8 protein-coding genes are annotated in these 13,272 nt (G+C 44.4%); 6 read left to right on the top strand and 2 right to left on the bottom strand.

The genetic code is table 11. From position 1 onward, the window contains the following. Positions 1-36 precede the first annotated feature (36 nt). Entirely contained in the window at positions 37-1,578 is a 1,542-nt protein-coding gene (locus tag KI655_RS04795) for a DUF3360 family protein (protein WP_285402232.1), read from the bottom strand. Between the two features lie 438 nt (positions 1,579-2,016). On the opposite strand from KI655_RS04795, the gene KI655_RS04790 reads away from it, so the two are divergent. The 6 genes from KI655_RS04790 to KI655_RS04765 all read left to right on the top strand — a co-directional run bounded on the left by KI655_RS04790 (position 2,017) and on the right by KI655_RS04765 (position 9,742). Then, positions 2,017-3,456, top strand: a complete 1,440-nt coding sequence (locus KI655_RS04790; RefSeq protein WP_285402230.1) for a hypothetical protein — start codon at positions 2,017-2,019, stop codon at positions 3,454-3,456. A gap of 240 nt (positions 3,457-3,696) precedes the next feature. Then, entirely contained in the window at positions 3,697-4,467 is a 771-nt protein-coding gene (locus KI655_RS04785) for an ABC transporter ATP-binding protein (RefSeq protein ID WP_285402228.1), read from the top strand. A 107-nt stretch (positions 4,468-4,574) separates the two neighbouring features. Next, on the top strand, positions 4,575-5,342 hold the full coding sequence (locus tag KI655_RS04780) for an ABC transporter substrate-binding protein (RefSeq protein ID WP_255231029.1): 768 nt from the start codon (positions 4,575-4,577) through the stop codon (positions 5,340-5,342). Positions 5,343-5,421: 79 nt separating this feature from the next. Next, positions 5,422-6,162, top strand: a complete 741-nt coding sequence (locus tag KI655_RS04775) for an ABC transporter permease (protein ID WP_285402225.1) — start codon at positions 5,422-5,424, stop codon at positions 6,160-6,162. A gap of 2 nt (positions 6,163-6,164) precedes the next feature. Further along, complete coding sequence (locus tag KI655_RS04770; RefSeq protein ID WP_285402223.1) at positions 6,165-6,842, top strand: ABC transporter permease; 678 nt, start codon at positions 6,165-6,167, stop codon at positions 6,840-6,842. A 167-nt stretch (positions 6,843-7,009) separates the two neighbouring features. Then, entirely contained in the window at positions 7,010-9,742 is a 2,733-nt protein-coding gene (locus KI655_RS04765; RefSeq protein ID WP_285402222.1) for an ImpA family metalloprotease, read from the top strand. A gap of 94 nt (positions 9,743-9,836) precedes the next feature. Here KI655_RS04765 and KI655_RS04760 read toward each other — a convergent pair whose 3' ends face one another. After that, positions 9,837-13,253 carry a calcium-binding protein gene (locus KI655_RS04760; RefSeq protein WP_285402220.1) on the bottom strand — a complete coding sequence of 1,139 codons (3,417 nt, stop codon included), beginning with the start codon at positions 13,251-13,253 and terminating at the stop codon, positions 9,837-9,839. Between the last annotated feature and the right edge of the window lie 19 nt (positions 13,254-13,272).

The following is a 13,272-nucleotide window of genomic DNA, read 5'->3' as shown; positions in this document are numbered from 1 at the left end:
TCACTAAATACGTTTCATCAGAGTATTCAGACCAACTTATAGCCAAGCTTTAATGCCGTATTGGCCTTCAAGCATACCTACAGCAAGCATTGCAACAAGACAGATAACAAGTACACCAACCGGGATAACGATCTTGTCTACAAAAGATAGACGTTTAGGACGCTCTTTGTCACCAATTAGGCCATTGTTATCAAGAAGCATTGTTAGAGCCCAAGCTAGAACTGGGTTAACAACCGCTGAACCGAAGATACAGATACCAGCTGCTTGAGAGTCTTTTGAATCTTTAACCATCTGCATACCGGCTTCAAGTAGAGGTAGAGATACACCTACAAGTAGCGCAACACGCATCACTGGTGGCCATACTGCTACGTCCATTGGGAAGCCAAGAATCGCAACAATGATACATAGAGAACCAAGTAGGATTGCACCGCCAGGGATAGGACGTTTAGCAATCGCTGCTGGGATCATGTAAGTACCCCAAGAAGATGTGATGTTACCACCACCCACAGCTGTACCAACCATTTGACGTACTGAACACATAGTCATTGTGTCATCTACATCCATAAGAACTTTTTCAGACTTTTTAGGGTAGTTCAACTCTTGGAAGATACGGTGACCTAGGAAGTCAGGCGACCACATTGCTACCGCAAGGATTGCAAATGGTAGAGAAGCGATGAAGTGTTCTACGTTTGGTAGACCTAGCATCCAACCTTCTTCAGTTGAACCCCACCAGTAAATTGGGTTTAGGTTTGGAAGACCAGTTTCAGTTACGAACTTAATGTCAAAACCTGCACCAAGCACTAGAGCGATTATTAGACCAGTAAAGGCACAAACCGGAATCGCTAGCCAACGCTTATTTACTTTAGCAAGGAAAGCGTATAGGCCAATAGTAACCGCAAGTACGATTAGACCGATGTAACCCATGCTACCAGCAGCAACGGTGTCAGATTGAAGACCAACAGCCCACTCTTGGATTGAGTTGATTTGGCTCATAGTACCGGTTAGACCAAGGAAGATGAGCAAGCCACCGGCAGTACCTTCAGAGGTAAGGTTAACCAGTTTCGAACCACCTTTGAGTAGACTCAGGATTAAACCAAAGACACCGATAAGGATTGCCAATGCAAGAGGGTGAGCACCAGCAAGAGCAATGGTACCGATAAGAGGGATCATTGGGCCGTGGTTGCCGGCAAGGTTTGCTTTCGGGTTAAAGAAACCAGAAGCAAGAATACAGAAAAGTAGAGCAGGGATAAGCATCTCTACACGTGCTACTTCAATCGCGAAGTCTTTGCCTAGGTTAACGTGATCCCAAGCTGCCGTTAGACCTTCTGCCCAAGACATCATTACCGCTGAGTACATCGCGATGATGCCGATAGTACCAGCAAGTGCTGGAACAAGATCTTCAAGTTCAAAACGGAAGTCACGACCAGGAAGGTTAAGGCCGAAGCGGCGAGGCTTCATGATTTGCAGCTCGTGATCTAGGTAGTCTGAGCGGCTTTCGAATTCAGAAGCAGGGCGGTGAAGCTCTTGATAGCTTTTTTCTTCTACTTCAGAGTTCGCATTGTTGACAACGTCTGACATAGATTCCTCATATTTTTATTTGGTAGTAATTCTAAAGATGAATTCTATAAGTGCGCGAAATTGCGTCATCTCTTGTTTATAACTCATTAACACAATGTTGCACGATTTTTATGTGCCTTATGCAGCAAAGTTAAAAGAAACATTTGGCATTTTTATATGCCTTATTGTGTGTCGGGGAGTCTAACAAGCTTACCCTTTAGGGTGATTGATCTTGATCACTTTATGAGTTTATGTGAAAGAAAGCTACAAAATGCTCTTGCTCAATAAGTAAACTTTAAAGAAATGTGTAATTTGTTTTCATAACTTGACGTTTATCCCACCTCGTCACAGTTTTGTCCTAAGGATAAGGTAGCTCCTTAATGTTTGGCGTGCTTTTTGCTATATCATCCGCAGAGACTTAATTTTGGCGCGCTGTTGCCACAAACAGGACGAAAATCGATGAAAAAGACACAAATGTTGCCACTAGCGGCAATGATCTCAGGACTACTGGTTGGTTGTGGCGGCGGAAGCGGCGGTGGTGGCGGGGGCGGTGGTCCTGTAATAAAAAGTTATACATTTGAATTTGTGCAGATGGAAGTTAACAAGTCGACTTCAGAATGCACGAATACTAGTAGCCCAACTATTTTTAGATCCTATAGTGATGGCAACTTTGACTACGCAAAGATAGCTACAACGGTGTACGATATTCATAGTTATAATGCTGATGGTTCGTTCAATAAATCTTTGAAGGATAAGTTATCTAATGGCAAGTTGACATTCACAGAAAATGATGTTGAGGATGGTGGTTTTGTTACTGTTATTGATAGTGTAAGTTTCGCTGGTACTGAATTTGCGCATACATTGTCAATTCAAAAAGAGCTTTTAGGAAATTATCTAATCAATATTGAAGCGACACAAGGCACAGCTGCGTGCTATACATCAAATCAGCTCTCGCGAGCATCTGAAGAAAAAGCGGTTATACTCGCAAGCGCTAATAGTATCGCTTCATATTCGGTTGAAACTTATTGGAGTGGACAAAAGTTAGGAAATTCCCTTATCAAAGAGCTTAGCATTATTGATGGCAATGAGGATATCTTGGGGGCAGGGTATGATGCCAACGGCTCAATTATCGAGTACGCATCAATAAAAGGTAGTGATCTGTCGAATGATGATGGAACAACGCCGAATGCGGTGTCATTGAAAGAGCTAACTGATAGTGTTCCACTCTCATGGAATTCGAATAGTTCATTGAGCTCGGAATCTGCAGTTGTCAGTGCAAACGCGGATACAGCACGGTTCAAATGGCAAGCTGTAACTTCATTAGATCTTAACTTGAAATACTCGGATGATTTCACTTACTCAATATCGACGAGCGCCTATCACGATGAAGGGTGGACTATTGACAAAAATCAATACATCTCAAGCATGGGTAATTTCCTAGACGTTGATTTTGTTGATGCAGATGCGGTGATTACGAACAGTAACCCAAGGCTAGATTGTGGAGTAAGTAGCTGCGAAGTTAGTAGTAACGGTGCAGTTGATTTAAATGAAGAAACAGTAGTTAGAATTAATATTCCAGTGGATACTGTTGCAAAACATGCAGTCTATGCAAAATCATCTTCCTCTATTGTTGATGTAAATATCCCAGAATATGATGGTATTTCAAATAGTGCATTGCCGACCGATGGTAATGTAATTGAAGTGACATATATGTCTTTAGGTTCTGTTACGTCAACAGAGTTTGAGCTTTTAGCTAATGAGTATTCAAGCCCACAAAGTTCTGACAAATTCGTGGATAGAGTTTCGTTATTGTTACCACCTACGACAAAAAGAAGTTCAATTCTGGACAAATCTGAATTGAGTTATCAAAAAATTGAGAAAGAAATACCAGCTGGTTAATGTTGCTGGGTTAACAAAAATAAAACATAAAAGCCCCGTTAATCGGGGCTTTTTTATAGCTACTATTCATCTAATTGAGAGGAAAACGCTACTTTGTGCATAATAAATCAGAGTGAAGTGCTATTTATTCCTAAATGATAGGTTAATAATTTGTTGCATGTTGCTGCGTGGGGTGCTAGTTTGTATCGCATGAAAAGGTCGGAGTACCTTGCATTTACACAAACTTGGGAGAGAAAGCGCATGAAAGATGTACCAGCGCTGGACATAAAGGACTTACACAAAACGTTTGGTCAAAATGAAGTTTTAAAAGGAATTTCGCTTTCTGCGCATAAAGGGGACGTGGTTTCAATCATTGGTTCCTCTGGCTCTGGCAAGAGTACCTTTCTTCGCTGTATCAACCTTCTAGAAACGCCAACAGCCGGTGAGATTTGGGTAAACGGTGAGCTTATCCAAATGAAAAACAACCGCCTTGGCGAGTCAATTCCCGCAAATGAAAAACAAGTTCAGCGAATCCGTTCTCGCTTAGCGATGGTTTTTCAGGGGTTCAACCTATGGTCACATCTAACCGTTCTTGAGAATGTTATTGAGGCACCTGTCCATGTTCTGGGTGTACCTAAAGCTCAAGCCATTGAAAATGCAGAGATGCTACTCAAGAAAGTGGGCCTATACGAGCGTAAAGACTATTACCCTGGTCACCTTTCTGGTGGTCAACAGCAGCGTGCCGCTATCGCACGTGCACTGGCTGTAGACCCAGAAGTCATGCTGTTCGATGAACCTACATCGGCGCTTGACCCAGAACTCGTCGGCGAAGTATTGGGCGTAATGCGCGACTTGGCTGAAGAAGGACGAACCATGCTGGTGGTAACACACGAAATGGCGTTTGCCCGTGATGTATCGAACCATGTGATGTTCCTTCACCAAGGCTTGGTGGAAGAGCAGGGCGATCCAGCTAAACTGTTTACAAAACCTGAGTCAGAGCGTTTACAACAGTTTATCTCATCGATTTATTAACGTATTGCGGGCATCGCTATCAAGGTATGAGGCGGTGCTGTGTAATAAACACAACAATTTAACTAAAAACACAACATTAAAAATATCTAAATCACAGGAGTAGGGATATGAAAAAGTGGTTACTGGTAGCAGCACTTGCTGCAACTGCTGCAACTGGCGTAGCTCAAGCAAAAGAGTGGAAAACAGTTCGTTTTGGTATTGAAGGTGCTTACCCTCCATTTAGCTGGACTGAAGCTGACGGCTCTATTAAAGGCTTTGACGTGGATATGGCAAATGCACTTTGTACTGAGATGCAAGTGAAATGTAAGATCGTTGCTCAAGACTGGGATGGTATTATTCCTTCTCTACTTGCTCGTAAATATGATGCGATCATTGCGGCAATGTCTATCACTGAAGAGCGTAAGAAGAAAGTAGATTTCACAGGTAAATACGCGCAAATTCCTAACAAATTTATTGCTAAGAAAGGTGCAGGCTTAGACTTTGATAACTTAGACGGTGTGAAGATTGGTGTGCAGCGTGCAACAACGCACGATAAGTACCTAACAGATAACTACAAAGATGTTGAGATTGTACGCTATGGCTCTTTTGACGAGGCATATCTTGACCTGAACAATGGTCGTATCGCAGCAGTTCTAGGTGATGCATCAGCACTTGAAGAAGGTGTTATCAACAAAGCGGGCGGTGAAGCGTACGAGTTTGTTGGTCCATCACTAACTGATCCAAAATGGTTCGGTGATGGTATGGGTATCGCAGTTCGTAAGCAAGACAAAGACCTAACCAAGAAACTAGACGAAGCGATCATCTCGCTACGTGAAAAGGGTATCTACCAAGATATCGCAGCTAAATACTTCAACTACGACGTATACGGTCAGTAATATCCTGAGAAGACTCTAGGGAGAGAGCGCATCTCTCCCTATCTCTCCCAACTTTTTCGCTGTTCTGTTGGAATTCATTATGTTTGATTTACAAGGGTATGAAGCTTCTATCTTCAAGGGAGCTTTACTCACAATTGAAGTCGCTTTGCTGTCGCTGCTACTCGCTATGATATTGGGTATGTTAGGCGCACTGGCAAAATTGGCTCCTTATCGCTGGGCAAGAGCTATTGCCACACTCTACACCACCATTATTCGAGGCATTCCAGACCTTGTATTGATGATGTTGATTTTCTTTGGTGGTCAGATCCTTTTAAACAACAGTTTGTATTCCATCAATGAATGGCTCAACGAGTGGTTTACGTCGAGCGACCCTAACCACGAATGGACGTCATACCTTCCAGATTATATTGACGTTAGCCCATTCATCGCAGGTGTCTTAACCATCGGCTTTATCTTTGGTGCTTACATGGCTGAGACCTTCCGTGGCGCAATCATGGCGGTTGATGCTGGAGAGATGGAAGCGGCAAAAGCGTATGGAATGAGTCCTGTGAAGGCGTTTAGACGCATCCTCTTACCACAAATGATTCGTCATGCGTTGCCGGGCTTTGGTAATAACTGGTTAGTTCTGCTTAAAACAACCGCTTTAGTCTCAATTATCGGATTAGAAGATATGGTTCGCGTGAGTGCACTGGCTGCAGGTTCAACCAAAATGCCATTTACTTTCTACATGGCTGTTGCGCTTATCTTCTTGTTCTTTACCAGTGTTTCGACGGGGTTGTTGAAGCTGGTTGAACGCAAATTTAGTATCCACGCGAGGTAATTATGGACTTTTCATTGATTATTGAAAGTTTACCTATCTACCTAGACGGCCTTTGGACAACGGCGTGGATGGTAACAATTGCCCTTATTATCGGCTTATTTGTCGCGATTCCATTAGCAATTGCACGTAATAGCCACAATATGTTGATTAACGCCCCGGCGTGGTCGTTTATCTATTTCTTTCGTGGTACACCGCTTCTGGTTCAGCTTTATCTGATCTACTACGGTATGGATCAGTTTTTCCCAGTGAAAGACACACTGTGGGAAAATGCATGGTTCTGTGCATTAGTGGCGTTTATCCTCAACACGTCGGCTTACACGGCTGAAATTATTCGTGGTGCTATCAATGGTTTACCAAAAGGGGAAGTGGAAGCGGCAAAAGCGTATGGCATGAGTACTGCGAAAACCTATCGCCGTATCATCTTACCAAGTGCTCTTCGTCGTGCACTGCCGGCTTATAGTAACGAAGTGATCTTCATGCTTCATGGCTCTGCGGTTGCAGGTATCGTAACGATTATGGACTTAACAGGCGCAGCGCGTTTGGTTAACTCACGTTACTACGCACCATTTGAGTCGTTCTTAACCGCAGGCCTGTTCTACATGGCATTGACGTTTATCATCATTGCAATATTTAAATATGCTGAGAAACGATTCTTGGCTTATCTAAGACCACTTAGTTAATGAGACGGCGCTTTCGGGCGCCGTTTTTTATTGTTCAGTGTCCCCGTCACGTTTATCTCAAAAGCGTTAACTCCATTCAGGATATCGTTAGGTTATTGGTCTTATAAATTGATTTAAGCCTAACCATAGATACACTCAACTCGATTTTTTGGGAGTGTCATAAAACAATGAAAAAAAGCACATTAATGTTAAGTATGGCATTGCCTGTGTTTACTATGCTGTCTGCGTGTGGTGGCGGTGATTCTGGTAGTTCGGCGCAGCCACAAACGGCGGTTCAAAAAGCCTTAGAAAGCGGCGATGCAGCCCATGTTCAAAATGCCAATGAATTTATCGAGGCGAGCGAAACCTTAGTCAGCGATCTAAATCGCCAGTTTAATCAAGTAAAAAGCCATTTATTGCAGGGCGATGATGGCTCATCGTTGCAGCGATTGCATTGGGATCCAACCCACGACACTGCGATTATCTCACCGACCTTCGGTTTTAATGACACCATTCTTAAAACCAATAAAGCTATGATAGATGGCTACGCCGATCAAGAGCTTGTGATTGGTGTAGCAGGCTATACGCCTTCACAAACACGATATGCGGCACTGGCAAGTAATCCATTTCGAACTCAGAAACGTTTTTCTGATTCAGTTAATGAAGAAATGGAAGCATGGTTAAAGAACTTAATCAGCTGGACAAGTGGGGTAGATCAACCAAAGAAGATCGTATTGGCTCAATTCGATCAATCTCACTATTTTCCCGATGATCAGGCGACGCGTGACTGGATCAAGAAAAACATCAATCCTGACGCAGAGATCAACGACGATGACGCGTGTGACGGCGATAAATTAAAAGCGTGTCTTGAAGATAAACCTGATCTTTTGATTATTTCTCAGAAACTGAATGATGGTGATAACCTAAACGATGTGGTCGAAGGTTTAAAGTACGCATTCACCCACCAGATCCCAGTCTTATATTTGCATTGGGACGGAGGAATGACGGAGCTTGGTCATGCTCTTTTCGCAGAGATGCATATTACCTACGTGGGCGATAACTACTGGCGTAAACTTGGGATATCGGATTGGGATCCAAGTCAGCTACTTGATCAGCTTCCAGAATCGGTACTCGCCGAACAAGCCTTATTGAAACGTCTCAAAGATGACATCTTTAATGTCGACCTGAGTCTATGTGACGATAAGTCCTGTAGCGATGAATCATTGATGGATGAAGAGTTTTATCAAGCAGCAAACTCGATTCGCTCTCATTTAACCAATTTAGATAAACAGAAAGTCGACTTATTTGCGAGTGATGATTATGAGTACGAAAAACTCATGTTGCTGTTGGCCGACAGCTATCGACAAGACGTGCTTTATCCGATGGACAAGAACAGCACTGAGCGAATTGATTTTCTCAAGTCCTATTTCAGTGATTATGTCCAGTATCAAAGCCGTTCTTTGAATGCCGCACAGCCAAGCTTGGGTAACTTCAGCACTAAAACTTTTGAAGACGTTCAACTAACTGATAAAACGGTGACATTGGAATCAAAACGCAACTTCCGCTCGGCGGGTTTGTATGCGCTACCGGGTCAGACAATCAAAGTGACACGTGTTGATAACAATGATGTAAGTACTTCCATTGTATTTAATTCGCTACGCAGTGGTGCAACTCATGAGTTTTCTAAAGATGGCGGCTATGCGAGGCCGAAGTTCCTCACATCGGTCGCTTATCCTGTAGAACATGGCGAAACTATCACTCTGACCTCTGCCTATGGTGGAACACTGCAGGTTCATTTTGACAAGAATGATATCAACGTCGAGTTGAAGTTTGAGAACGTTGCTCAGCACCCGGTATGGCGAAGCGAGGATGATAATGATCGTTTTGTTGCAGAGCTAGAAGCCGCGAAATTTGATTGGGCTGAATTGATCACCCCGGGATTTGAGGTGCACTCAAAGTTAGACAAGATGCAAACCTCAATTGGTTCCAGTGACTGGAATCAACCGCATGATATGGCACTTGCCACTGAGCGATACATGCATAACTTCCCCCATGCTTTGGCGGGATTTAGAGGCCCGGGTATCGACGAGATAGCGCAAGTTCATGGGTATGGAGACAGTAAGGGGTGGCAAGTTGAGATGATAGATATCGTCAAACACATGAATGCTGATCAAGCGACCTGTGGCTATGGCTGTTCAGGCAACCCATATGATGCGTATTGGGCGTTTCATCCTCTTGGTCATGGTGACTTGCACGAGTTAGGACATGGGTTAGAGAAAGGGCGATTTCGATTCAGCGGTTGGGATGGTCACGCTACGACCAACTATTACTCGTACTACAGCAAGTCACAATACTATCGAGATACAGGAAAAGTATCTTCATGTCAGGGGTTGGACTTTAAAGGCCAGTATGAGCTTTTGCAGCAAAGTCGAAATCAACCAGACCCAAATACCTATATGGCTCAGCAAAACCAAACAAGCTGGAGTTGGGGTGCTCGTGTTTTCATTCAAATGATGATGTTGGCACAAGAGCAGGGCGTATTGGATTACGGTTGGCATATGCTTGGTCGTCTGCATTTGATTGAGCGAGAGTTTAATCGCCTTAAATCTAGCGATGAGCTTTGGAACACCAATAAACAGACGATTGGATTCGATAGCTATTCTAGAGATGAAGCAAACCAAATCACCAATGATGACTGGTTGTTGATAGCACTTAGCTATGTGAATGAGCGCGACATGAGAAACTACTTAGATATGTGGGGCTTTAGTTTTAGCGACAAAGCGAAACAACAAGTCGCAACTCTGAGCTTAACGCCAATGCCGTTGACCTATTTTGCAAGTTCAAACCAAGGTTATTGTGTTGATGAGTTTGCTAAAACGTCAGTCAGTGTCGATGGAGTGACGGCTTGGCCTTTGGATTAATCGACTAGGGTAAATAAATTCGTCTATTACAGGGCAAAGAAAAGGGCTTATTATTGTTAATAAGCCCTTTGGAGTGATTTATTTGAGTTACTTTTTATACCAGCATGAAGTCTCCATCGAAGCTTGCATCTGTGTAAATAACAACTTCTTTGTCTCCTTTGGTGAAGCTATAAGCAGTGATAGTTTCGCTGCCGTCCAGTCCAAGTTTATCCAGCATATCGGTATCTAAATCGACTTCATCTGATGTTCTATAGCTGAAGCCTTGTAGGTGACTCACATCAATATCTTCAATCCCAATGGCATAAAATTCGGCAACATGGTCTGTATTGCTATCTACCATAAAGTCAGACGCTACAGAATCATCACCATTTTTGGATCTGTTTCCATCCAGATCAAAGTTCTGATTGAAGGTTTTACCTAGAGATAAAGTCACCTTATCACCGACGTCATCACTGCCTATCACAGCTTCAAAACCGTTAATAGATGTTCCTTTTGACATGTCGATATCAACAGGACCTTGATTATCGGCCATTAAGACATCAAACCCTTTGCCACCATGAATGACAGAGTCTGCGGCATCATAGATAACAGTGTCGTTACCTTGACCGGCTTTGATGACATCACTGCCTTCGCCGCCATCTAGCACATCATCGCCTTGACCGCCTTTTAGCGTGTCTTCGCCGCTACCACCAAGAAGAATGTCATCGCCTTTGCCGCCCTTGAGTAAATCGTCCCCTGAACCGCCGTTGAGAACGTCATCACCTTGACCGCCTTTTAGTGTATCTTCACCACTTCCGCCAAGAAGGGTGTCATCGCCCTTGCCACCTTTAAGCAAGTCATCTCCTGAGCCGCCACCGAGGGTGTCATCACCATGCCCGCCGCCGAGGGTGTCGTTGCCGCTACCGCCAAGGACAATATCATCACCTTGCCCACCACGGAGCATGTCATCACCACTACCACCAATGACGGTATCATCGCCTTTACCGCCTTGGATGAAGTCGTTGTCAGCACCGCCATCTAGCCAGTCGTCGCCTTTACCACCGCGCAGGGTCTCTTTATCAGCTTCAAGACCGACAGTGGTTACAACGTCATCAAAGTCACTATCACTACCGCCAGGGTTGTCGTTGAAGTGTTGATTACCTTCACCTGGGATTCCGCTGTATAGATTTGGGGCGTCACCTAATGAATCAAATACAACGGACAATAAGTTGTTACCTGCTACGACGGTGATGTTAGCGTTAGTATCAGAGGTAGTGTTGACCGAAGAGTTGCTCTCGAGATCTGCGATATTGAAATTCAGCTCACTGTCTTTGGTGACGCCCTTATCTCCACCATCGGGAATAATGAAGAAGCCAAGGGTGTCAATACAGTGGCCAATAGACAACTCAAAACTAGGTTTGCCATCTTCAGCATCGGCTAGTGCGTCATGTACTTTGCCCCAAACGACGTCGATGTTAACTTCGCCTTTATCGTCAATGGTATAGTAGCCATATGAGTTGTTAAATCCGGCTTCGGAGCTCTCTAGGGTAATCGATAAGGTGCCTGAGAAGTTAGCCAGAGAGTAGGTACCGTTTTCATTGAGAGTTGGGGAGCTGTTGCTATTGTGACCGCCAAGGATCACATCGTTGCCGTGCCCGCCAACAAGGTAATCAGTACCATCACCTGAGAGTTCAAGTGAATCGACAGAGGTCACATAGAAGTCACTCGAATCATCGGCGACTTGATTACCATTCTTGTCAAACACTTCGCCCACGGCGGTGAATTGCAGTTCGTCAAAGGCTTTGAAGCCAGTATCAATGGGTGAAATGATCAAGTAGCCATTATTGTTGGATGTGCTAGAAGTTACACCATCATCTTGAACTAAATCGTTAGCAGTGAAATCACCTTCTGCAACCAACAACCCTTCGCGATAAGCCGCCCAGTGACCAGTCTCGTGAATGCCGCTACCACCTTCATTGAGGTAAAGGTTAGATATCCCAACTTTAGCAGCCATAGTGTGCTCGTCTAGAGACACGGAAAGCATTTCAGAACCGATAACATCGCCGTCGTTATCATAAGAGAGGCCGATTTGGGCATTAACGCCACTTTCTGGTACGCCTTCGACACCATAGCCCGTTCCACCTGCTCTAACGTTTCCTCCATTCGTTACGGATACATCGGCAGGTTCTCCATCAGGTCCGTAAGCGGAGAGGTTATCATCTGAGCTCAGGGTTACTGAATTGTCTTCTTCATCGCTGTAGGTATTATCAAAATCAAGGAAGAACGCACCTTGGTCTTCATCATAGTAGAGTGGGTTAAAACTATCACCAATAATGATGTCATCGCCTTTACCACCGCGAATCAAATCATCACCAGCCTCTGAGTGTTGATCCCAGTTACCATCGGTATCTCTTGGTGTACCATCACCGACTAAGAAGTCATTGGCTTGGTACTGATACAGCTCAACGTTAGCAATAAGGGCACCATAGGTATCTTCAGTTTGCTCGGTATCAATGGCGCGGAACGAAAGTGTGTGCTCACCTGCTTCCAAATCGAGATTGAGTTTGGCGTCGTACCATTTGTGGTCGAGATCTGTACCGTCGTTTTGGTATTCTGCGACCACTTCGCCATCAATGAGCACTTGGAATGGGCTGGTATTGGTTTCCTCGCCTCTGTGACGGTTTGCATAATCGAAAGTGAGTTGGAAGGTGCCGCCACGGCCAAGTAGGTCAGGCGAGACAGTAAAGCTGGTGGAAGCGGTAGTGTTGGTTTGGTCACTGCCGATACCGGCATGATTGTGTGAATCAAGTTCCAGCACGTTGCTAGGTGTTGATTCTTCTTCGCCATCACCCTCATCCGCTGGATGTTCACCTGCAGGTGCTCCTCCCACGCGAACAAATTGAATTTCCATTAAACCTTCAGGGGAACCGTCGACACCGTTGTTATCATTGTCGGCTTCCCAGCCTTCTATTGTCGCGTAAGTTCCCCAGCTACCTCCCAAACCCGGGCCTCCGGATTTATCATCGCTTTCCGTGACATTAAATGTACCGTTGGTAATCAGGTTCTGATTCTCAGCGAAGGTGTGGCCATTATGGTCTCCGTAAATGGCGTCATTGTTACCACCACCTTCGACATAGTCATTGCCTGCGCCGCCAACAATAACATCGTCAACGCAGTCTATAATGGCTTTGTCTTTGGCTCTGACTGCGTCAGGGTTAGCGAGTTCACCAGTTTCATCTTTAGCTTTAATAGAATGGTTCCAAGACTCAACGACATCATTACCGGCTCCCGCCCAAATGATATCTGAACCGCGTCCCGAGGCAATAAAGTCGTCATCACTTTCGGTAGGTAGGTCTGCGACGACAATATCATCTCCTTTACCTGCACGTATCGAGTCTGCACTACCGGTCCCCGAAATTATGTTGAGTGGATCGCCATTTTGGGATTGGTCTCGGTTAGGTACGGCTACCTTATTGGTATTTGTTTCTTCTGCCGACGTCCCTGTCACATCGTTTGTTAATTGAATAGCCATTGCTATCTTCCTCTAATAT

The organism is Vibrio sp. D404a (assembly GCF_030248535.1).
GTDB lineage: Bacteria > Pseudomonadota > Gammaproteobacteria > Enterobacterales > Vibrionaceae > Vibrio.
The sequence above is the reverse complement of the archived record's forward strand: the minus strand, read 5'-3'. Positions and strand labels throughout refer to the sequence as shown.